Source organism: Flavobacterium noncentrifugens (assembly GCF_900100375.1).
Lineage (GTDB): Bacteria > Bacteroidota > Bacteroidia > Flavobacteriales > Flavobacteriaceae > Flavobacterium > Flavobacterium noncentrifugens.
In genome coordinates this window covers 130,424-154,464 of record NZ_FNEZ01000003.1, presented here as the reverse complement: position 1 = coordinate 154,464, position 24,041 = coordinate 130,424, and the positions used below count along the sequence as shown (strand labels likewise).

20 protein-coding genes are annotated in these 24,041 nt (G+C 37.6%); 5 read left to right on the top strand and 15 right to left on the bottom strand.

What is annotated here, in order from left to right; all coding sequences use genetic code 11:
- Nucleotides 1-50: 50 nt before the first annotated feature.
- Nucleotides 51-2,162 (top strand): DUF262 domain-containing protein, encoded by a 2,112-nt coding sequence (locus BLS32_RS10280; RefSeq protein ID WP_091395107.1) that lies wholly within the window; start codon nt 51-53, stop codon nt 2,160-2,162.
- Nucleotides 2,163-2,233: 71 nt separating this feature from the next.
- Nucleotides 2,234-3,502, top strand: coding sequence for a hypothetical protein (locus BLS32_RS10275; protein WP_091395105.1), 1,269 nt, complete (start codon nt 2,234-2,236; stop codon nt 3,500-3,502).
- A 452-nt stretch (nt 3,503-3,954) separates the two neighbouring features.
- Here the strand turns inward: BLS32_RS10275 and BLS32_RS10270 are convergent, their stop codons facing one another.
- The 15 genes from BLS32_RS10270 to BLS32_RS10200 all read right to left on the bottom strand — a co-directional run bounded on the left by BLS32_RS10270 (nt 3,955) and on the right by BLS32_RS10200 (nt 15,209).
- Nucleotides 3,955-4,572 carry a hypothetical protein gene (locus tag BLS32_RS10270; protein WP_139171743.1) on the bottom strand — a complete coding sequence of 206 codons (618 nt, stop codon included), beginning with the start codon at nt 4,570-4,572 and terminating at the stop codon, nt 3,955-3,957.
- Complete coding sequence (locus BLS32_RS10265) at nt 4,541-4,900, bottom strand: DUF4325 domain-containing protein (RefSeq protein ID WP_091395101.1); 360 nt, start codon at nt 4,898-4,900, stop codon at nt 4,541-4,543. Before BLS32_RS10265 ends, BLS32_RS10270 begins: the two co-directional genes overlap by 32 nt.
- 4 nt (nt 4,901-4,904) lie before the next feature.
- Entirely contained in the window at nt 4,905-5,915 is a 1,011-nt protein-coding gene (locus BLS32_RS10260) for a hypothetical protein (RefSeq protein WP_091395098.1), read from the bottom strand.
- A 283-nt stretch (nt 5,916-6,198) separates the two neighbouring features.
- Entirely contained in the window at nt 6,199-6,978 is a 780-nt protein-coding gene (locus BLS32_RS10255; RefSeq protein ID WP_091395095.1) for a hypothetical protein, read from the bottom strand.
- Between the two features lie 141 nt (nt 6,979-7,119).
- Nucleotides 7,120-7,977 carry a hypothetical protein gene (locus tag BLS32_RS10250; RefSeq protein ID WP_091395092.1) on the bottom strand — a complete coding sequence of 286 codons (858 nt, stop codon included), beginning with the start codon at nt 7,975-7,977 and terminating at the stop codon, nt 7,120-7,122.
- Between the two features lie 282 nt (nt 7,978-8,259).
- Nucleotides 8,260-9,525: a DUF6161 domain-containing protein gene (locus BLS32_RS10245; RefSeq protein WP_139171742.1), complete on the bottom strand. Its 1,266-nt coding sequence runs from the start codon at nt 9,523-9,525 to the stop codon at nt 8,260-8,262.
- Between the two features lie 203 nt (nt 9,526-9,728).
- The gene (locus BLS32_RS10240; protein WP_091395087.1) at nt 9,729-10,025 is read right to left on the bottom strand and encodes a hypothetical protein; all 297 of its coding nucleotides are present in this window, start codon (nt 10,023-10,025) and stop codon (nt 9,729-9,731) included.
- Nucleotides 10,026-10,226: 201 nt separating this feature from the next.
- The gene (locus tag BLS32_RS10235) at nt 10,227-10,652 is read right to left on the bottom strand and encodes an RDD family protein (RefSeq protein ID WP_091395084.1); all 426 of its coding nucleotides are present in this window, start codon (nt 10,650-10,652) and stop codon (nt 10,227-10,229) included.
- Between the two features lie 197 nt (nt 10,653-10,849).
- Nucleotides 10,850-11,404, bottom strand: a complete 555-nt coding sequence (locus tag BLS32_RS10230) for a hypothetical protein (protein ID WP_217639564.1) — start codon at nt 11,402-11,404, stop codon at nt 10,850-10,852.
- Between the two features lie 298 nt (nt 11,405-11,702).
- Nucleotides 11,703-12,026, bottom strand: coding sequence for a hypothetical protein (locus BLS32_RS10225; RefSeq protein ID WP_091395081.1), 324 nt, complete (start codon nt 12,024-12,026; stop codon nt 11,703-11,705).
- A gap of 1 nt (nt 12,027) precedes the next feature.
- On the bottom strand, nt 12,028-12,468 hold the full coding sequence (locus tag BLS32_RS10220) for a hypothetical protein (RefSeq protein ID WP_139171741.1): 441 nt from the start codon (nt 12,466-12,468) through the stop codon (nt 12,028-12,030).
- A 155-nt stretch (nt 12,469-12,623) separates the two neighbouring features.
- Nucleotides 12,624-12,932: a hypothetical protein gene (locus BLS32_RS10215; protein ID WP_091395076.1), complete on the bottom strand. Its 309-nt coding sequence runs from the start codon at nt 12,930-12,932 to the stop codon at nt 12,624-12,626.
- A 208-nt stretch (nt 12,933-13,140) separates the two neighbouring features.
- Nucleotides 13,141-13,959, bottom strand: a complete 819-nt coding sequence (locus BLS32_RS10210) for a DUF6602 domain-containing protein (protein ID WP_091395073.1) — start codon at nt 13,957-13,959, stop codon at nt 13,141-13,143.
- A gap of 173 nt (nt 13,960-14,132) precedes the next feature.
- On the bottom strand, nt 14,133-14,900 hold the full coding sequence (locus BLS32_RS10205) for an HNH endonuclease (protein ID WP_091395070.1): 768 nt from the start codon (nt 14,898-14,900) through the stop codon (nt 14,133-14,135).
- A 90-nt stretch (nt 14,901-14,990) separates the two neighbouring features.
- On the bottom strand, nt 14,991-15,209 hold the full coding sequence (locus BLS32_RS10200; RefSeq protein WP_245699397.1) for a helix-turn-helix transcriptional regulator: 219 nt from the start codon (nt 15,207-15,209) through the stop codon (nt 14,991-14,993).
- Between the two features lie 1,052 nt (nt 15,210-16,261).
- On the opposite strand from BLS32_RS10200, the gene BLS32_RS10195 reads away from it, so the two are divergent.
- From BLS32_RS10195 to BLS32_RS10185, 3 genes are all read left to right on the top strand, one after another.
- Entirely contained in the window at nt 16,262-19,276 is a 3,015-nt protein-coding gene (locus BLS32_RS10195) for a SusC/RagA family TonB-linked outer membrane protein (protein ID WP_091395067.1), read from the top strand.
- A gap of 11 nt (nt 19,277-19,287) precedes the next feature.
- On the top strand, nt 19,288-20,664 hold the full coding sequence (locus BLS32_RS10190) for a RagB/SusD family nutrient uptake outer membrane protein (protein WP_245699395.1): 1,377 nt from the start codon (nt 19,288-19,290) through the stop codon (nt 20,662-20,664).
- Nucleotides 20,665-20,755: 91 nt separating this feature from the next.
- Nucleotides 20,756-23,272 carry a S9 family peptidase gene (locus BLS32_RS10185; protein ID WP_170227602.1) on the top strand — a complete coding sequence of 839 codons (2,517 nt, stop codon included), beginning with the start codon at nt 20,756-20,758 and terminating at the stop codon, nt 23,270-23,272.
- Nucleotides 23,273-24,041: the final 769 nt, after the last annotated feature.

Below are 24,041 nucleotides of genomic sequence, written 5' to 3'. Positions count from 1 at the left end.
ATTCAATTAGAAAATCTAAAAAAATAAATGATTAAAAATACAATTATAAAATGAACGAACTTCAATCTCTACAAAGTATATTCAAAGATAAAATTTTCAAGATTCCTGATTATCAGAGAGGTTATGCGTGGACCTCGTCAAAACATTTGAAAGATTTTTGGGAAGATGTCGTAAATCTTCCAAACGATCGTTTTCATTACACAGGAATGCTTTCTTTAAAAAGAGTTGAGAATAATGTGTGGAGCAACTGGAATGATGAAAGATGGTTGATAGAGGAACGAAGTTTCAAACCATTTTACATTGTTGATGGGCAGCAAAGGCTTACCACTTTTATTATCTTCATACAGTCAATAAGCGAATTGCTTAAACAACTGCCCACCAATAAAGATAAATCAGATGATGAAATCTATCTTGGCTCATTTAGTCTTAAAACAATCAAAGAAGATTATTTGCTAGTAAGAAAGCCGCCGCAGTTCATTATTCAAACATATAAATTTGGATATGAGACCGATAATCCCAGTTTCAAATTTTTAAAGCACAGGATATTTAATGAGCCGGATGGCGGATCTATTCAAGAAACCTTTTACACATTGAATTTGGAAAATGCTAAAGCATTTTTTATAGAAAATTTGACAAATTATTTTGAAAAGTATGGCATAGAAGAAATTCAAATGCTATTCAAGAAATTGACTCAAAATTTAATGTTTAATGTCTATGAAATAAGTGATGATTTCGACGTGTTTGTGGCGTTTGAAACAATGAACAACCGTGGAAAAAAACTGTCAAATCTTGAATTACTTAAAAATAGACTAATCTATTTAACCACATTATACAATGAAGATGAACTGAAATCTGACGAAAGGTTCTCGCTGAGGGAAAAAATAAACGATTCTTGGAAGGAAGTGTATCATCAACTTGGAAGGAATAAACGTAATCCCTTAAATGATGATGATTTTTTAGTCGCGCATTGGATTATGTATTTCCAATACACAAGGGAAAAAGGGGATGATTATATAAGATTTCTTTTGGAGCAAAAATTTACACCGCAAAATGTTTACGCAAAAACCGAAGTTAAACTAGACGCTGTTAAACAGTTTAGAGAAGTAAGAGAGTATGAAGAAAATGATATTGATGATGAAGATGAAGATATTGAAATTTCAGTACCAACCGTTGTTTTGAAATCAAAGCTGACTCCAAAAGAAATCGAAGAATACGTAAATAGCCTTAAATCTGCTGCTGTTCACTGGTATGATATTCACAATCCAAAGAATAATAAAAACCTAACTACAGATGAAAGTATGTGGATTGACCGTCTCAATCGTATAGGAATCATTTATTTTAGGCCTCTAATTACAGCATCATTCTTATCGAAGAAAATTGATGCTCATGAAAGAGTTAAACTATTCGAAGCAATTGAAAGATTTATTTTCATAACATTTCGATTGAGTAGGGCATTTTCTACATATCGCAATAGCGAATTTTATAAAGCAGCAAGGCAACTTAGGCAAGGAGAATTAAATGTCTCACAGATTATTAGTAGACTTAACGAGAGAATGGATTATTGCTTTACCCATAATGAAACAACAGGTAACACCTTTTTTGACTATGGCTTTTTTCAAAAGCATTTAGATCGCAAATTCAAAAGCGGTGGTGGATTTTATTCTTGGAATGGGTTAAGATATTTTTTATACGAGTACGAAATGGACAAAGTGAGGCAAAGAGGAAATCAAAAAATTGATTGGAGCTTGTTTGTAAGAGGAGAGAAGGATAAAGTTTCTATTGAACATATTTATCCGCAAACACCAGATAATAAATATTGGAAAGAAAATTTTAAAAACTTTAAAAAACAACAAAAATTCTTGCAAGGAACATTAGGGAATTTACTCCCTTTGTCGCAAAGCATTAATTCAAGTCTGCAAAATGATTCTTTTCCAAACAAAAAAGCAGCAAAATTTAATGAGAAAAGCGAAAAGGTCAGACTGGGATACTCGGATGGGTCGCATTCAGAAATTGAAGTCGCTCAATATGAAAATTGGAATCCGGAAAATATATATGAGAGAGGGTTTTTTCTTTTGAACTTTATGGAAAGAAGATGGAATTTAAAATTTGAAGATAACACAGCCAAGGCAGATTTACTCTTTCTAAAATTCATGGAGGAATAATTAAAACTAACTTAAAAATTACAACGAGCTGCTTCATTAAATAAAGTTAACAAATTACAAAAAACTAAACTATGAACAATACAGACTATTTTAGGGCCAAGAGATATCCTTTAAACGATCAAAAATCAGAAGATTTTATTTACACTGAAGATTTATTAGGGTTAATCGATAACGAAGAACTCAGAGAATTGATTATAAATAAATATAATCTAGACAAAAATTACCAAATTGAAATTGAAAAGGTTGAATTCCTTTACAATTTGATACGTTTATATTCTAGGAGGTTTAAATTAATTCGCTTAGAAGCAAAAGAAAGCGATGTAAGTTCTGAATTGAAATTTGACAGCGAAAGCCAAAAGCCTGTGTACATTTTCACGATCAAAAATGGAGTCGAGAACGAGGGTGAAAGTGAAATCGTTTACGACTCATTGGAAGCTGAAGCCATTTATGATTCAATAAATCTATTTTATAACGATAAAAGTTTATCGCAATACGTTAAGTCATTAGGGAAAAAGCCGAACAAAAAGAGATTATTAAATGATCTGAATAACTCGTGGTCTGCTTACTATAGTAACAATAAAGATTCGGCGAAAACTAAATTGTTTCGAATTTTAAGTCATGGCGATGATTACTATTTGAAAAGTATCAACTCGTCATCATATAAGGAATACGGTATCGCGGAATCTTTCGTCATGGCACTATTGGAGCTAAACAAATTTAAAACTTCAAACCCTGAAACTGAATTCTTTATTTCCTCAGTATCAATAAGCGAATCTAAATTGGATTTAATCATTTCTCAAAAAAAGGCAATTAAATTGGGAGACATTGGCTTTTTGAGATCGTCCATATCCATACGTAATGAAGATCAGGGAAATACTTCATTTGGTGTCTACAACGCTCTTGAATTTTTTCCTAGTTCAAGTAGCACTAAGAAAATTTATCTGTTTCCAAACCAGGACGAAAATAAAATAAAAAACTCAGTCGTCTCTAAACATACGGTCTCGAGTGAGAAATTCTTTGAAACCTTTTCTAGTGTTAGTGAATTATTTAATTTGGGGGAAGTAATGAAAAATGATTTTCATTTCTACAACGGTTCAAAAGACTATGACGAATTAAGAAGCAAGATTGAACATAAATTGGTTACTAACAATAGTCCGTTCAAAAACGTCACAAAATTGAAAGATTTGTTTTCGAGAGAAAAAACAGGCCATATAGAAAATTTAGAAACGTTGCTTAGAATATGCGCTGAATCAGATTCAATTGAAATGGAATATGATTTAAAATTCAGGTTAAGATACTTGATTTCAAATGTTTTATTATATAATTCGAACAAATACTAAATTGAACGATTTCTAACTTTAGCGAAGCTTGATCAGTTCGTCGTCGAGAGGTTGTTTGCTGATTCGTAGTTTCTGAATCGGAGCTGTTATTGTAGTTAACTTTCGCCGGTAATCGGATCCGAATTTCAAGAAAACTGAGTTCTGCTAAGATAGACCTTCTTCTTTAAACATAACGCTCAACTCACTATGTAGCACTCCCCTAGAATAAGACCATTGGTTAAATTAAAAATAAGAATTAATTTTAACCATTACGACAAAGCAATCCGGACGTCAACAACGTGCTTATGTGTTCCGTTAGAGAAATAGAAACAGGAGAACTAAAACCTTCGGTAGCATTAGGTGCTTGAGCCGAATGAGCTCTTTTCACCAAAGATAAACTTTCTTCGTGAAATGACAACTTCCGGCTACCAAAACCTCCGCGATTGCGGTTACCGGCGGTTGGCTGAAGTGGCTTACATTTCTTTTATTATTCTAAGATACAGCCTACGCAGCTCACTTTCAAATTTGGAAGCTTCAGCTACGATCTTGTCGAAATATTCATCTTCACAATCTTTATCATAGTATCCTATACCAGTAATTATTCTGTTAAGAGAATTATGTTGAGTAACAAGAATATCGTTAACCGCATTATGCTTTGTGGTGTAACAATCTTTCAGAAAATTACAGAATAGCGTTATCTTTTTATCGAGAACATTAATTTTCGCATCAATGTCTTTTCTTTGTTCGTCTGTGAATGAATGATTAGGTTTAAATGAGTAGCAATAGTCTTTCAAATCTTCAACAAGTTTCGAAATTGTTTTAACATCGTCAAGCAAGTATCCTTTAACTACTTTATCATTATCGGATTGGTTTTTCAAAACATATCCTACAAAAAAGCCGACGACTAAAGTCGTTGACCAATTTAGCAACTCTGAATATCTAATTTTATGATCTATTTCTGGAACATGAGCGGCCTGAAAAATGATTGCCAAATTCATCCCGATTAAAACGGTAACGCAAAATAAGGCGACAATTATTATTGTATTCCAGGGAATTTTTCTATTTGATAGCCACAGGCGTATTGATTTCATCTTGAACAGCTTTTATTCGAGCGGCGCTATCTTCACATTTTAATGACAGATGCTTCATGAATAGAGCAGACGCTTTGTCTTGTCCAATCAATTTACCCATTTCATAACTAATTTTACCAAAAGATCCCGAAATAAAAGAAGATGGATAACCATTCATCCCTGTTAAATCAATTTCTAAAATACATTTTTCACTGAATGCCAACAATAATTTACCTAGAATGTGATCTAATAAAAATGCTTCACCAGATGCCTTACCCTCAGTCCTAAACCGACCAGCAGGATAAGCGGAAAAATCTTTTGCAACGTTAATCTTATATTTAACTTCCATATTTTCAATTAGTTACAGATATTTCAAAATAAATAAATGTGCCCGCAAAGTTATCACTTAATTGTTCACTTTGTTGTGTTTTAACATCAATTTTTACATCATTTGTTATTATTATAAATTTTGCAAACTCAGCAAGCTTAGCGCAATCCATAATTTGTTTAACACCTTTTCCACTAATGGCCTTATCAGTCTCACGCGAAGAGATGATTTTGCCTTCTAAAAATGGCTTAACCAAAATTTGATTTCCTGGCGTGAAAGACTTAATTAAATTACGGTAACTATCAAAACTAGCGCTTTTAAAAATTCCAACTCCTAAATCAATAAAACTGAATTTTAGAGTTTTAGTTTCTTTATCTAAGTAATAATAAAGCCACCAATTTATATTTGAGACTTTGTGAGCATGATGAAGCGTATTTGACATTGCTTCCACCAAAAGGTTATATAAACTATCTGTGTCGTAAGCAATTCCATGCTCTGCGAAAAGGTTTCTACAAACTGCTGTAGCTAACCCTGCCATTTCGCCTTTAACTAATGAATCCGTTGAATGCCTCCATAATTTATTATCAGAGGATGCAATTTTTTTTCCGTGACTGTTGACAAAGTCATACAAGCCAGATTCGGTAAACATTTTTTTTAATTTTGGATTCTTTGGAGCGTTTCCACTCAAGCCGACTTTTCTACTTGCTTTTTCGTTTAACTTAGCCATTAACAAAGTTATAGTGTCTGGAGTTAATTCGCTTATTTCTTCAATATCTAAATTAACAGATTGCTTTCGTGAGATAAACTGACTAATATCATTGAAGTACTTTAAAACTTCATCCGTATTATTGATAAAAGAAAATTTTTGTGGAGCCTCATAATTTAAATAATCCTTTTTAGCATACTCTCGTTGTTGAAGAATACCTTTTCTCCGAAGGGCCTTATTTACTAATTTATGTTTTTTCCACTTTTTACTAAGCCTCTTTGTTTGGTAACGACTTCTGATTTGGTGGAATTTGGTTGAGTATATTTCCATGGAGCCAATGTAGTAAATTTTACTTTCAGAACGCAAAATTCCTCTTGCTATTTCAGCTAACGTTTGGCCTGTTACCGCAGTCGCGGATCAAAGTGAACTGTGTACTTTCCGCCAAGATAAAACTTTCTTCGTGAAAACAAAACATTCAATAACCTAAAAACCGGCAATTTCTTGAAGCGGTGGTTAGCTGATGCCGTGGGTTATTGATCAATATTTTCTTCGAGTTTCCAATTACCGCCGATGGAATCTCGAACTTCAGTTTGCGGTTAGGGGTAAGTTTACATTATACCTTAATTACAAGAGGGTAACCAAATATTTGTGTACCACTATTTAGACATTGACATTCTCGAAATCTATAAAGTACTTCAATATCTCTGTTTGGTGAAATTATTTTAGCACCAGCATTTACTAATACATCAATTACATTTTGACCGATAAATTTTGACATTAAAACACTATATTTTTTTGAATATTCATGATAGTTATTTAACTTTTTTATAGCTGAAAACTCTTCATTGTTTAATATAGTTGTTTGTTTAAAAATATCATATTGATTAATTAACATTCCAATTAGAGACGAATAAACTGATATTGGTATGCGAGGTAAACTTATATCATCATGAATGAAATCTTCCATTAAGCATATATTAATTCTCTTTTCTGAATCTTTATTATAATTTGAGTATACCCAAATATATATACAAGGTGAACTTTCATTTTCTGGTTGTATAATCAGTCTTGTAGCAGTTATTTTATGCCAAGCAAAAGGAACGTAATCTACCGTATAATCATTTGAAAAACTGTAAATTAGATCAGTTACATCTTTGTTTACAAAATTATTTTTGTCTAAAAAATCAATTAGTATTTCTAATTTTTCATAAGTAGTTAAATTCCTTGGATATGTTTTACGTGATGATGTTATCTTTGGTGAAATTAAACTTAAATCTGCCGTCCATTCTGGGATTTTTTCATATTTCATAGAACTAGGATTTATTTGTTCAACATATGAATTTAATCGCCTTTCGTCTATATATATAAATTCTGAAATGAATTTTTCCTTCATGATATTATTGTTTTAAAACTTACCAATAACGTGTGGCCGCTAACCGTCAGTTGCTGATGCAAGCGATCCGAGTATTCTCTGCCAAGATAATATTTCTTCGTGAATAAATGATTTCCGGCGACAGAAAACCCGCAAATTCGCTTAGTGGCTGGCTTTGCTGTTTTTGTAATCACTTACCATAGCTTTTCCCGCATCGGTTAGCCAAAAGTCCTGCTCGCCCTTTATAACTTCATTCATAATTTTCTGTTGCTGGATCTTATTAGCCTTTGGTTTGTTGTCGATTTCTTGAATCCTATTCAATAAAAAACCACCAAAAAAATCATCTCTAAGATTTTGGGGAGTTTTAAGATTGCCGCTCGTAAACTTAATTTTTATATCCTCGCAATCGTTTGGATTACCTTTTACAACACTCCAAATCATAAAACGAAGAAATTTTACATAGACAGCTACCGTTGAGTAGTCTTCATTATGAATAATTGTAGCATCAATAGTTCTCGACATATATAAATCAACATTAATTCCATTAGTGTTATGTGAACTAACTCTATCAGTTAAAAAAATATTTAAATCGTTGAAATTGTATGGAAATTTGGAATCTCGCAGAAATAACTTCCATTCTTCTTTTACATCATTTAGAAAATCTAATCTTGGTTCAGCTTTTACTGAATGGTGATTTGTTTGATCTAAAAGTACTCTCCATAAAACGGATACGGTGAAATAACCGAAATTTTCATCATAATAAAAAGACGTTTTACCTTCTTTTAAATAGGGAAGAAATACATGATTAGAGAACCATCTTTCTCTTTTACTAAAATCCTGTTCTGCCCGTTCGCTCAAAAGATATTCTTTTGGTCCATCTTGAACTCTTTGATCAGGATTTTCAAATGTTCTTAGATATTTTCCTCCTGTTTTTTTTAAATAGTCAAAAGCAAATTTTGGAATGATATGACTTAATTTTAAATCAGTTTCAATATCATATAATGCACAATTTCCAATCATGATTGTTGAGTTTTTTTGTAAGCTTGCCACTAATTAAATATATGCGCAAGCCACTTTAAAATTAAATGTTTGTCTCTTATAAATATATAAAATCTAAAACAAGCAAAGCAAAATCAAGAAACCCGCGTTAATAACAGTGTATAAAAAATTATCGAAACAAGCTTTTGCAATTGCAAAATCAGGAATTGAGTTTGATGCAGACTACCGTAGTATATTTCCGATAGATAGATAAAAAATAAATAAAATTATTTGTATTCAGCACAGTTCTCGGTTAGCAGCAATTCATCCTTTAAACTTGTCAAATATTCCGGGCATCGTAGGACTTGAATCATCTTTCAGCATTCCTGTGTCCGCTCTACTGAAAAGGGCTTGTAAGATTAAACTACGATCTTCTTGGGTTATTGTACTATCCTTAATTAATGATAAATAGAATACAGTTAGCTTTTCTCTCTCCTCAGCATCCCGTGCTAAGTGATAACTCGAAAACATCGCTTTTTTTACGGCTTGTACTCCGACAAATAGTAAGGAGATAAGTGTTATAAATATTATCGACCAACGAATTGCTTTTGCAGGACTTCCTGAAAATATACTTTCAAGCATATTTTCCGGTGTCAGCCACAGTAACCAAAATAGTATTAACACACCCACACCTACAAGTGCGATAAGCCATAACATAAAGCTTTTGCCTTCTGCATTTAGTGTAGTCGCTCTTTCTCTCCAATATTCAGCTGGCGCCTGAAAACGCATGTTTTCACGATATGTTTGCTCAAGTTGCATTTTCTTAGTTAGTGATTTTTTCAGAAGCTTTTTTCCCAAGGCGTTACTTTTATTGATCTCGGAATTGGCTGCTGTTTTCAAGTCTTCCATTTGTGAACCATACTCTACATTCCAGGCGTCAAATAGACCTTTTAAATTTTCAATTTCTAAATTTGCTTTCTCTTCGGTTGATGTAACTATACTTTCAAATTCACTTAGTTTTTCAGTTCGCTCAATATCAAATTCTGTTTTTATTTGTGAAAGCGATTTTTCTTCGGCTTCTTCTCTCGACAAAGAATCCACTTCCTGAGTCTCAAACTTTGAAGCTAAGAACGCACCGTTAAAATAGTCAACATTACTCATTTGACCATATTCTAAGGATTTTGCTACAACCGCTAATGCACCTTTAAAATACTTTCTAGAGTTAGAGTAAATATGTCGAAGGAACAGAATTCTAGCAGAATCAGGTAAAAAGATATTATTATTAACGCGGTTTAAGCTGGTAATGATACTGTGATGTCTTGTTCCATCTGATAAATTAATATTTGTGTCAACAGATTTTTCTATCGCATCAAGAAGGTTATTGAAATAACTTAACGACTGAGCAAACTCAGGACTAGCATCACTATGTTGCCATTTTGTACTTTTTTCAAGTACAAATTTATGTAAGCCAATCAAATCATATCCAGCTTCATATTCTTCAGAAGGAATAACTAAATTATATACATGATTTCGCAATATACTTTCATTAGGTATTGAATTTACCAATTTCCTAAAATCAGAATTTTTCATATGTTGTGTATTTCGATGCGACATTGTGAATTGCTACTAACTTAAATATATTCACAATTCACTTTAAATATTGTTGTCGTTTAAATATATTCAATCTAAACCTAAGATAGTTCGATATGTAAATAACTGTATACGAAGTGTAACCTTCATCCATAAAACCAACGTAACAAAACTATACGTTTAGCAATTGCGGTTCCGAGTTGTTATAAGCTGTCCGAATTTGGTTTGTGAATGACTTTAAATTTTTTCAAATTATCATTAGATCTCTGATATTGGATGGAAATGATATCTACATTGTTAAAGTCTAAAGTTTGGTATCTATCTTTTTCATATTCTACCGCCATAGACATCATAACAAAATCTAAGGTATCCTCATTCATGGATTCTCTGTAACCGATAAATTCTGGCTTTCCATCTACATGAGTAATTCTAATTTGTCCTAATTCATTGTAGTTATTTGCTAACTCTAATTTTAAATCTTTGATTGTAATAAATTGCATATTTTAAAAAGTGATTAGACTATTATTAAATATTATTTCGTGTTGAAGCGGGTTGCTTATAACGTTAGGCCGCTTAACCACAGTTGCCGATGAAAACAAGCTTAGTTCTCTCTGCCAAGATAAAACTTTCTTAGTGAAAACTAAACGTTCAACTTATTGAAAACAAGCAAGTTTTTTCACCGGTGGTTAGGCAGTATTAGTTTAATCATTTACGACACGCGTTTTGGAAAATTTATCATGCAGCCCATTTTGTAAAAACATAAAAGAAAATGCTTCGCAAGGAATCAATCTGCAAAGAGTTCGGCTTAAAATACTTCTAAGTCCAGGTTTGGTTCCATCCAAATTTACAACATTTGTTCTGCTTATAAATTTACCGATTGTTTTAGAAAAAAAGTATTCTGTGACAGTATAAACTAATAGGAAAGAGACCAATAAAAAAGTAAGATCGAGCAAAGGGTCACTTTCTGTATCTGCTCCGTACATTTCATATGAATAGGAGATTAACGCGTAGTAAATAATGTAGAATATGATTGAATCAGCTATCATATTTGTAACTCTTGAGTTATTAGATGCAATGTCTAATTTTACTTCTTCAAGGATGATATTTTCGTTCGTAGTGTTGTCCATAATTTTGGTATCGTCAAATAGTTTGAATATTGAAATATTGCCTGCAACTTTTCGCAGCTTAGGCGGAGGTTGCTGATCACAGCGGATTGATTTCTCTCTGCCAAGATAAAACTTTCTTCGTGAAAATAAAATTTCATTTTACCGAAATCTCCGCGATTGCAGTTACAGGCTGTTTTACAGGCGATTATGGGCAGGTGCTATGTTCTAGAATTAATTTCATGCCATTTAAAACTATTGACATTATCTAAGTTAATTCTCATTATATATTCATCTTCGCCAATGTACTCTCTCAGTATTCTTTCAGAGAATCCCCAGCCTCCCGAATCTCTGGCTTTTACCAAAACATCTACAAGCGGATAAAATGTATGTCGATAGTCTCCAATTTTATAGAGTTCTTCTTCAAACTTGAGTGTTTCTTTAGTATCACAAATTATCAATAAACCTTTGCCATTACTAAATCCTTTTGCACAATCTAAGCTTCCAGTGAAACTTGTTATTTTGTCATTTCTATTAATTCTTTTGCATGCTCGAAATAAAATTGGTCTTTTCATTGGTAAATAGTTCTTCAAAACTATATTCCACACATCAAAAAAAGCTTTCCTTTTCTCGTCTGAAACTGTCAATATCCAATTGCCAATGAAACCTCTAGTTTGGTCTGTAATATCTATATCTTTTTGCAAAATATCAATTAGATTTTGAGCTATTTCGTTTTTTTGACTAGCTGATAATTTGTATTGAAACCTGTCATTCATTTTGAAGCAGTTTTTTTATGGTCAATTCTGGTTGTCGTGTTATGGTCTTGCCCATAATTTAAATATATGTGCAACTCACTTTAAAATTAAATGTTTGTTGTCGCATATAAATATATGCAATATAAATAATCAAGGTAAAAACAAGAAACATTAATAGCAGTGTTTAATAGATTATGGAAAAAAGCTTTTGCAATTGCAAAAGCTGCAAATAAATACTGCGGGTTATCGAAGCGTTTTACCAATGATAAAACTAATCAAAATGTTTGTTTTCAGCACGGTTCTCTGTTATGAGCTGCCTTTATTGCCTTGTCGTTTTTTGAAATTCTTTTTCAATTTTTTTGTACTGAGAGATCACAAACTCAACTTTAAAATCAATTTCGATATCAGAGATTGATATTAAATCCAAGTCATGCGCGAGATATTGTTGGTTGTGATAAAACACTTTGTTAGAGACATCGAAAGACTCATTTTCTTCAAGATAATGTCCATTCATTCTGGTGAATTGATTGTTGATTATTCTTCTCGCCACTTTACGACGATGGTAGTCGGAAATAATAGAGAGTAAAACATATAGGATTATCAAAACAGAAATTCCAAGGGCGATTGTTGCAAAGTTTTCCATATCATTTAATAATTTCGTATAAGATAATTGCTTTTCTAAAATCTTTTACACAAAGTTTAAGTTTGTTGAAATACCAAAGATTGCAAAGTGATAGCGCCAATATTGAAGCAATTAAAGGCCAATGATTCCAAAATGTGAAATTGCCATCCTTTCCATACAGTACTTCGAGAAAAACTCCAACATTTACGACTATTACCGCACTAATTCCTTTTATAATTGATGAAATGTTTTGATACCGAAAATCAAAAAAATCCTTTATGTAGGTTGTCCTGTCTTCATTTGATATTGCGAGTATAGCTAAATCTCGTAAAGGCATTGAGCCAATAGAGAAGTGATTGAACAGAGTAAATAGACGAAATTTCCTAAATATTATTAGTTCCATAATAATGGGTGATATCCCAATAAGGATGGCTACAGCAAAGATTATTTGGTTATTTTGCATAATGCTTTTTTTAAGGTTGCCAACGTTATCTCGCTAACCGAATTCGCGATGCCAGCGGACTGACTTTTCTCTATCAAGATAAAACTTTCTTCGTGGAGAAAAAGCGTGAAGCCCGCTAAAAACTCCGGGACTGCGGTTGCAGTTAGCAGTAGGCATTACTCAAAATCTTCTTGTTCCGGTTCATCATTAAAATCATAAGTAAACATATCATTTACTGTTGCGCCTGTAATCCTGACATCTTCATGATTAAATGCACCTTGCGGATATTCATGAACATTATAATCAAACTCAATTTCATTTCCACAATCACAGTTGAATGAAGATTCCCAACTATAACCATTTTCTGGTCCCATTTGTCTTTCACTACCACCTGTTGATTCGAAATCTGCTTCATCTGAATTAAAATCTGTCTGCACACCACATTGGTTACAAACGACTGAAAAAGTACCGCTTACAAAACTCATAATTTAAATTTTAAGTGTTAATATATTTATTGATTTTTTATAATAAATACGGTTCGAGTGCCGCTTACTGCTAAAGTTTCGCCGCTTTCGCACAGTTGCGAATGAAAGCTAGCCGAGTTCTCTCTGCTAAGATATAATTTCTTCGTGAAAAGGAAACTTCATTTTACCGAAAACTCCGCGATTGAGGTTACAGGCTGTTATGTGACGTTTATAACTCATCCGTATAATAATTTTGCAATTCAATTCTTGGTTTTCTAACATGCTCCAGTGAACTTCCAATTGCGTGAAGAAACATTTTTATGTGAATATTTGGGTATTTGTCAGTAGCTTTAGTAATTACATTTGGCATCAAATCGCCTCTAACGACAGGATATTCACATAATTTACTTTTTCCCTTAAATACATTATCAAAAGCTTCTTTGTTGGCTTCGTTAAAATATTCACGTTCAATCTGATATGATATTATTCCATCTTCTAAACTTAAGATAAAATTATGACGTAATTCATTTTCAATACCTTCATATAGATCACTGAAATCAGTTTGAAAATCAAAATCTATTTTTTTGCAAACTAAAAAAGTGGTAATCATTTCGCCCTCTTTTCTTAAACTTATTACATCATGATCTAATTTTTTTTGCGCAGCGAGTTTTTGAAGAATTTCTTTTAACTCGGCTTTTGTTCTGATAATGGATTTGACTTCGCAGATAGCTAACACAGATTCAATTGGAAAAAAGCGCAAAACACCGTCATTGATAACTGGAGTATTTTCGCTATCATAAAGAATTATATCGCATTGTGTACTTAACTTATTTTTCGAAGTTATCACAAAACCATCCTTTACTTGGATACTTTCTGGAATAACACTTTTAATTATTTCTGATAAAACTCTTTCGCGGTAAACTCCGAATTCTTGTGCATGAAAAAGTTTTCCATTTACTTTAAATATGCCTTCACTATCTTCTAAAAAAACAGATTTAAAAGTTTCAATTTTACGATTTAGTATTTTTTCGAAAATTTCATTTGACATATTGGTTGGATGGTTTTAATTAAATGTCACATAACGTGTCGCTGCTTAAGCAAATTTGCGATGCCAGCGAACTGAGTTCTCTCTGCCAAGATAAAACTTTCTTCGTGAACAACAAATGTTCTATTTGTTGAAAGCCAGCGTAATTCGCTTACCGGCTTTTAGCCGTAGCCATACTATCCCATTGGATTAAAATCTTCCGGTAATTTAACTGTCAATTTATTTTCTTGTATAGATTGTGGATTGATGCTTGGATCAAAAGCTACAAACATAGCAATTTTATAATCACTTTCAGGGATATTTAAAAATGTATACTTTCGGATTAATCCTTTTCCGAAAATTTTTATTCCTTTTTTATTAAACTCTTTAATTTGATTTTCGCAACGAATTAGATAACGTTGGTAATTGCTAATTTCAATATCGGAATATATGTCAATCAAATCTCTAACATCATCAAAAAACTCACTAATATTAATGGACAAATCTTGATCTGTGATTGATGACAAATCAAAGAAATAAAAGTGTGAGTTAGGTATAATATTTCGCAGCTCGTTGTGAGTTGTAATTTCGTCTAACACCTGTACATTATTTACACTTTCAAGAAATGAACGTAAATCTTTTTCGATTGCGTTTTCCACCCATTTTTCGTGATTCCTTTTTAAGTCGGTTAAAATTTCCAACGTAAACGTTTCTGGAAAATCGTCAATCATTTTATGATGATTGGCACAAAGAAGAATTAAATTTTCTGGAATATTGAAGTCAGGCAAACTTTCGATTTTTCCACGTGGACCATTTTCTTTTGATGATAAAATATGACATTCCTCTCCGACAATGAAGTCAGAATTTGCTTCATCAATTTTATGAACTAATAAAGTTTTGCAAATTGCACATCTATTTCCTGATTTAGACCAAATAATCTTTCTAGTTTTATCTTTTATCGTCATGTTTGAAATGGTTATGGCTAACTTAAATATTTGTGAACATACATTCCAAAATATTTATTTTCCTTACAACATTAATTTGTAATTAATGCGCTAATCAAAAAAAGACTTGATCTCAATTTGAAAAAATATAGCTAATTTATATAGAATAGTTATAGATGTAGCATGTTCCGCTCTTTCAATTCGACCAACTTGATTCTTAGAAATACCAATTTCTAAACCTAACGCTTCTTGCGAAATATTAAGTTTTTCTCTTTCCATTCTAATGGCAGAACCAAGTCTTTTTAAAAATATTTTTTCATTTGTTTTCACATCATAAAGATGTCATATATCATAAAAAAAATAGGACACAAATTTGTGTCTTTTAAAATAAATAGTTTATATTTGGATGATTATTTTAAATTTGCGATTCTTCACATAAAATATTAGAAGTATTCGCTTTGAATCTCGCATCAAAAACTGGCGTTTTTAAAACCACGAGAGGATAAGTAAGATGCTCACGACCTAGGCGTGGGCTCACTTATTTGTGGTTGGGTGCCGCCAGTACCTTGATGCAATAAGATGAGTTCCACGCTTTTTTTATGGCCAAAAAATCCAGTGTAAACTTCACATTCAGGGCAATCTTCATTAAAGTTTCGCAATCGATTTCGATGTTTTTTTTGCTTGCATAACGGCGGGAAGCTATAGTTTATGGTATTTGGCAGTTTTTGTGCCGGGTGATCGTTGCTGGATTAAACTTTCGAGGACGAATTAATAATGAACAATGAATAATTGGCTACGCCTAGTTCGGCTGCGCCTCGGGTTATAATGCGCGTTTTGCGCTTAGAAAATCAAAACGGATCATCCCGCACGCAGTTTGCGCGTAGCTGCTTTGTGGATAAATAATATTGCGCTGCTTGCGTGACGATTTAAATACCACGTTGATGCCTGTTACCCGGCCGTAAAATTGGTTTTGGGTTAGTTAGGCCGGGGACAGCATCTTAATTGATTAATGAACAATTAATAATTAATGTTTGATCACTAATGGAATAAACAAAATTGCAAAGACGGATGTTCCGCCCTTAGACTGTGGCAGGCGGGCCCCTGCAATTCGAAAATTTCGAAAAAATGAAACGCTGTTTGAGCGTCAGCGAGTTTGTTTCATTTCGAAATTGAGAATTAGCAGGTCGCCGAACAGTCAGGGCTAGATTTTTTTGCTTCTTTTTTTATCGATGAAAAAAAGAAGGTAATGTTTAACTCTTAAATATTCGACTATGATAATATAAAACTACCGGACAAAAAAAAGCCCTCTGCTTCGTCGGCAAACTAACACAGAGGACTGGAGTACAAACAAAACTTTCGTTTCATTTTACACAACCAAAATTATGAAAAACCTTTCATTATTTCGGGTTTGGCTGATTTTATATTGCGTGTTATCATGCTTTTTATTCAACCAGGCCTTTGCTACAAGCCATACAGCATTCAGTACGCAGCAACAACAAACAATCACAGGAACCGTAACCTACAACAACATGCCCATGACGGGCGTCACCATTACCGTCAAAAGCAAAAACACGACTGTCCTTTCCGGCGAAGACGGAAAATTCTCTGTCGCCGCAAACGGCACCGATACTTTAATTTTCGAATACCTAGGCTTCAAAACGCAAATCTTTGCAATAAACAACAAAACGAACCTTACCATAGAGCTTGAGGAAGACGTCAACGATCTCAAAGAAGTGACCGTAAACGCCGGATACTACACCGTCAAAGAAACCGAGCGCACCGGAAGCATTTCAAAGATCACCGCAAAAGACATAGAAAAACAGCCGGTTACGAACTTGCTTGCGGCGATGCAGGGCAGGATGGCAGGGGTCAATATTACCCAAAACACCGGAATTGCCGGAGGCGGTTTCGATATTGAAATCCGCGGGCAGAACAGTTTGCGGAGCGGTGGGAACAACCCGCTGTATGTGATCGATGGCGTGCCGTATGCCTCAGACTTAATCGGCTCGCGTGTCACTTCCCCTGAAATGCCGATGCCCACCAGCCCACTGAACAGCTTAAACCCGGGTGATATCGAAAGCATAGAGGTGCTGCGCGATGCCGATGCGACAGCCATTTACGGGTCGCGTGGGGCAAACGGCGTGGTGCTGGTCACGACCAAAAAAGGCAAGGCCGGGAAAACAAAGTTTACCGCAAACGTGTCGAGTGGATTCGGGCAGGTCACGCGCTTCCGCAAGCTGATGGACACGCAGCAGTATCTGCAGATGCGAAAAGAAGCTTTTGCTAATGAAGGCATCACCGAATACCCGTCATGGGCAACCGACATCAATGGCGCGTGGCCTCTGGACCGCGATACCGACTGGCAGGAAACACTGGCCGGAGGCAACGCCGGGTTTACAACTGTGCAGGGTTCTGTTTCGGGAGGTTCAGACAACACCCAGTTTTTAGTAAGCGGAAATTACAGCCGCGAAACGACGGTGTTCCCCGGAGATTTCAGGTATACCAAAGCCAACGTCCTTTCGACCATCAGCCACAAATCGGAAAACAAAAAATTTACGCTTGGCTTTACTGCCGGATATACTGCCAGGGATAACAAACAGCCGTCGATCGATTTTATGCAGGAAGCCGTGGGGCTTGCACCAAACGCCCCTGCGCTGTATGACGATGACGGAAACCTGAACTGGCAGGACAATACGTTTAACAACCCGTTGCGTTACCTGCAAACTGAGGCTGGCGCAAAAACGTATGATTTGCTGGCCAATGCACAGCTTGGTTACAGTATCCTTGAGAATTTACAGCTGCGCTCATCATTTGGATTTACCGATTTGCGGCATAAGGAAACCAGCGCGTTGCCATCGACAATGTTTGCACCGTCAACAGGGCATACACCTAGTTCCTCTTCGTTGTTTGCCACCACAGCCAACCGCCAGTCGTGGATCATCGAGCCACAGCTGGATTATAACATTGCAATTGGAAAGGCAAAATTGCAGGCGCTTGCCGGGGCGACGTTCCAGCAGCAGGATGCCAGCCAGATGACCCAGCAGTTTTATGGCTTTGCGAGCAATGCACTGCTGTACAATCCTGGTTCTGCTTCGCGGATCACGACGCTTTCGTCGGGGGAATCGGTGTATAAATACCAGGCATTCTTCGGACGCGTAAATTTTAATTTTGCACAGAGATACATCGTGAACCTTACCGGAAGGCGCGACGGATCGAGCCGCTTTGGCCCTGGTAACCGCTTTGCCAATTTCGGGGCGGTGGGTGCTGCGTGGGTGTTTTCGAACGAAAAGCTTGTTTCGGAAAAGCTGCCATTCCTGAGCATGGGGAAACTCCGCGCAAGCTACGGGACTTCAGGTAATGACCAGATTGGGGATTACCAGTACCTGGACACGTACAGCACTTCGGGCTATTCGTATGGCGTAAGTGGCCTGCAGCCCACAAGGCTGTTTAACCCTGACTTTGCGTGGGAATCGAATAAAAAACTTGAGGCAGCTTTGGAGTTGGGATTTTTAAATGACCGCATTTCTACTAGTGTGGCGTGGTACAGGAACCGCTCCTCAAACCAGCTGGTGGGCATCCCGCTCCCGGGCACTACCGGGTTTTCAGAATTACAGGCCAACCTTGATGCTGAGGTAGAAAACAGCGGCTGGGAAGTGACGCTGCGGACGGTCAACATCAAGACCGAAAGCTTCAGCTGGATTACCAGTATAAATTATACTACTGCAAAAAACAAATTGCTGTCATTTCCCGACCTTGAAAGTTCTTCGTATGCCAACCAGCTGGTAATCGGGCAGCCGCTGAATATTGTAAAATCCTACCACTACACAGGCCTTGACCCGCAGACCGGGCTTTATACTTTTGAAGACGTCAATGGCGACGGAAGGATTTCTGAACCGGAAGACAAGACGGCCATTAAAAACCTGAACCCGCAGTATTTCGGAGGCGTGCAGAACCAGTTCCGGTATGGCAATTTGCAGCTTGACTTTTTATTCCAGTTTGTAAAGCAATTGAATTACAACGAGTATTACGGCACGGCAGCCCCGGGCAACATGATGAACCAGCCAGCATCTGCGGTTTCGCACTGGCAGCAGGCAGGTGATACCGGCCCGTACCAGGTTTATGCGACCGATTTAAACGATGCCGCCATTACGACAAACAGCCAGTTTGGGTCGAGCGATGCCGCCATCAGCGACGGGTCTTACATCAGGCTCAAAAACATTTCATTGTCGTATGACCTGCCTGTAAAATGGACGCGCGGCATTAGCTGCCGCCTGTCGGTACAGGGGCAAAACATGCTGACGGTCACTTCGTTTAAAGGTGCAGACCCGGAGTTTAAATCACTGGGCTACCTGCCACCGCTCAAGACCATCACTACAAGCCTTCAACTCACTTTTTAAACCTTACGACCATGAAAAATATATTTTTTACCACCTGCTTTTTACTGCTTTGCCTTTCAGGCTGCGACAGCTTTACTGAAGTGGAACTCCCGAATTCACAACTCACCAGTGATGCGGTGTTTGAGGACAAGGCTACCGCTGATGCTGCCATGGCAGATATTTATACGAAAATCCGTGACAACGGGCTGCTTACAGGAAACTCCTGGGGGATTTCGAACCAGCTGGGGCTTTACGGCGACGAACTGGACTTTTACGGCAATCCGCTTGACGGCTCGCTTGCTTTTTACAACAATGCGCTGTTGGCCTCTTCAACCGAAGTTGCCGATATGTGGAACAACAGTTACAACCAGATTTATGCCGCCAATGCGGTCATTGAAGGTGTCGCGAAATCAGCAAGCCTTGCCCAGGCCGATAAAGACAGGCTGACAGGAGAAGTGCTTTTTGTGCGGGCACTGGTGCATTTTTATTTGTTGCAGTGCTTTGGCGATATTCCGTATGTTACCACCACCGATTACAATGTCAACCGCAGCGTATCAAGGCAACCTGAATCGATTGTTTACGGGCTTTTGATGGCTGACCTTGAGCAGGCTGTTTCATTTCTGCCGGAGGATTATAACGGAGCGAACCGCGTACGCCCGAACAAGTGGGCGGCCACTGCGCTGCTGTCAAGGGTATATCTGTATGAAGGCCTTTGGGCAGAAGCCTCGAATGCCGCTTCGGCAGTACTGAACCAAACCGGATTGTATGGTGTTGAAACCGACCTTGACAGAACATTTGTGATCGCCAGCAAGTCGACGATCTGGCAGCTGATGGCGAACTCGGCGGGCGGGAACACTTACGAGGCGCAAACCTTTATCTTTTTCAGCGGGCCGCCAACGGTGTCGGCCTTGACACCAAACCTGATGGCGGCTTTTGAACCCGGCGACCAGAGGAAAGCGCACTGGACAAAAGAAGTTACAGGCGAGAACGGGGAAGCCTTTTACCATGCCTATAAATACAAAGAAGACAGCAGCACCGGAAGCTCAAAAGAATATTCCGTGGTGCTGCGGATTGGCGAACTGTACCTGATCCGCGCGGAAGCAAGGGCGCAGCAGGGCGAACTTATCGATGCTAAGGAAGACCTTGACATAATAAGAAGTGCCGCAGGGCTTTCACCGACAACTGCCGTAACACAAACCGATATCTTAAACGCTATACTTGCAGAAAGACGCGTGGAGTTATTTACAGAATACGGGCACCGTTTTTTTGACCTGAAAAGAGCAGATAAACTTGACGCGGTGCTTCCGTTAACAAAGCCGGGCTGGGACAGCAGCGACAGGCTTTTTCCGATTCCGGCTACTGAAATCCTGAGGAACCGAAACCTAGCCCCGCAGAATGCGGGTTATTAAGACTATGTATTCCAATATAAAAAGGCCGCTGCGGCTGTTGCTGTGCCTGATGGCATTGGTATCTGCCGAGGCAAATAGCCAAAATAAAAAGATGCTTACCGAAAAGGATTTTGCGCTTTGGAGTACCCTGGCAAGTCCTGCCATTTCTCAAAACGGCAACTGGGCTTCGTACCATTTGCAATATGAATCCGGCAAAGACACCTTGTTTTTAAAGGCTAAAAAAGGAAAGCGGGCGTATTCTTTTGCAGCAGGACGCAATGAATCTTTTAATAACGAAAAGGGATTTGCCTGCCTTAAAAATGACACTTTGGTATTGCACAACCTTAAACTCGGAAATGAGCGCATCGCTACCGATGTTTCAGAATATGCTTTTTCCGGAAACGGCAAATACGTCGCGATGCTCAAAGGGAACGAAGGCAATGCTGTTTTAGAGATTGCCGACATGCAGGGGAAAGGCACTCATACACTTTCAAATGTTTCCTCATGGCAAGCCAGTGCCGATAGCAACGCATTGCTATGTTCACTTAAAGATGGGGATCAATTTAAAGTGATGCTGATTGGGCTCGGTAATTCCATTACCGAAAAAATAATTGCCGCATCACCTGATGGCCTTTTTACAAACCTGACGTTTTCTAAAGATGCAAAAGCCATTTCTTTCAGCCAGCAAACAACAACTGAAAACCGGTTGTGGTTTTATGACGGAACAATGCCGCCCAAAGTTTTCAGTCCGTCAGGACGTGGAGATTTTCCAAAGGACTTGTCAATAGCTGCCCAGGTATATGACCGCCTGTATATTAGTGACGACCATTCGAAAGTGTTTTTCTACATTACCGAGCCGAGAAAACAGGCAGACCCTCAGGATGCCATTGTCGAAATATGGAATACTGCCGACCGGCGTATTTATCCCAAAGTAAAACGCTTTGGCGATGGGACACTTGGCAATAAACTGGCGTTCTGGCAACCCCAATCCGGGCGCTTTGTGCAGCTGACAGATAAAAAATTCCCAAATGGTTCGGTTTTGCCCGGCCAGCATTATGCCGTGCTGTATGACCGTTTTAGGTATGAGCCACAGTTTGAGGCTTTCGGGCCGCGCGACCTTTGGCTGGTGGACCTGGAAACAGGCAGCAAAAAGCTTGTGGCTGAAAAGCTTGGCGGCGGCAACCGCGAAATCCTCTTATCACCGAGCGTGAAATACATCACGTATGTGAAAGACTGCAACTGGTGGGTCTATGACATTGCCATAGGAACACATGTAAACATTACCAAAGATTTAGGTGTGCCTGTTTGCGACACCGAAAACGACCAGCCCGATAAGCCCGGCCTTTATGGAAATCCCGGTTGGACGGAAAATGACAAATCGGTGCTTGTGTATGATAAGTTCGATATCTGGGAGATTTCACCCGATGGCAAAATAAGCCGCAGGCTGACCCATGGCCGTGAAAAAGGAATCCGTTTCAGGATTGAGCCTTTGACTGAAACCCAAAAGTTTAATACTGACGGTATCGATAACAGTAATGGAAGTTTTAACCTTGCAAAGGGATTGGTGTTGCAGGCGCACAACCACGATACGTCTTACAACGGTTATTTCCGATGGGAAGAAAAAGCAGGGGAAAAACCGCTGGTGTGGGAGCACAGCCGAATCGACAATTTCATGCCATCGGCTTCGGGCAACACATTTGCTTATGTGAGCCAGCGCTTCGATAGCGCGCCTAAATTGGCCGTTAACAACTATGAAGGACAAAAGGGCACAACTGTTGTCCAAAGCAATCCGCAGCAAAAAGGTTATTATTGGGGCACAGCCAGACAAATTAGTTATGACGTACACGGTAAAAAAGTAAGTGGTGTGTTGTTTTATCCTTCGGGTTATAAACCCGGAATTAAATATCCGATGGTTGTGCACATTTACCAGCAGCAGCTTCGTTACATCCATGATTACGAAAATCCTTCGATGTATATCCGCGATGGCTTTAATGTGACCAACCTGGTAAATGAAGGTTATTTCGTATTGTACCCCGACATCGTTTATGAAACCGGTAAAACCGGGCAGTCGGCAACCGATTGTGTGCTTGCGGCGGTGGATGAAGTTATTTCACAGGGTGCAGTTGACCCGAAAAAGGTTGCGCTTCAAGGGCATTCTTTCGGAGGTTATGAAACCTATTGCATCCTGACCCATACCAACCGTTTCGCCTGCGGCGTAGCCGGTTCCGGCTGGACAGATTTGCTAAGCCTCTATCTTTCGGTCAGCAAAAATTATCAGGATACGGAATATTTCAGGATGGAACACGACCAGATCAGGATGGGGAAAACATTATTTGAAGACCCGGCGCGTTACTTAGAAAACTCCCCGGTGCTGGACGCGGATAAACTGGAAACACCGCTGCTATCCTGGACAGGCGAAAAAGACGGGCAAATCAGCGCCTTGCAAAGCATCGAGTTTCATCTGGCACTCAGGAGGCTGCAGAAGCCAAATACTTTGTTGGTTTATCCCGGGCAGGACCATTCCCTGGAATTGAAGGAAAGCCAGCATGACCTCAGCAAAAAAATGCTGGAATGGTTTGGGTATTACCTTAAAGGAGAAAAGAAGCCCGAGTGGACAACAGCAAAATAAAAAAGCCGGATGCTCAAAAAGCATCCGGTTTTTTTTTAATGATAGTCAATCCCAAACTGTTGAATGTAATTATAGACATCATTAAGCTTCAGCCCCTTTTCATCTGGAACAAAGCGCGGATAAAAACAGCACACTCCAAAACGGATTTCTTTTAGTGTTGTTTTACTGTTGTTTTGGTTTCCTTTGCAAAAAGGGCGTTTTTGCGAACAACAGTAAAACAACACCAAAACAACTGTAAAACAAAAGACCTGAAACCGTTAGTTATTTAAAGGCAGGCGCGGATTGGAAATCCTGGCTGTCGAAAATCATTATCGATGGTAAACATTGGGCATTCGTAAAAGTTTTTATGTTGGTTTGGTGTGCTTTGCAAAAAAAGCGGTTTTGCGAAGGGTAAAAGGAAACCAAAGAAATTTGCATCCGCAGCCCCATACCGGCGCGATCGGTTTTAAACAGGATCCGGACTGTCTTTCTAAATCAAAAGCCGGCACAAATTGTATGACGAAAAACTGCTTGCGATCAACAGTGATGTTTGCCATGGTATCATTTTTAAGAGCGTATACTAATTTTTAGTCGGAACCTCCTATTTCTGAAGGCAAACTGCTTTTTGACAATGCTTCGTTCCTGCCATGCGTATCATGCACACAAAATGTTGATTTATTGTATTTATTTGTAATACGCATCTTACAATTTAAAAAACAGCCTTAAAATTTGCATATATCGCAATTTTCGTATCGAAATCTGATGCGTGCAGGAACTGCAAGGCATTTGG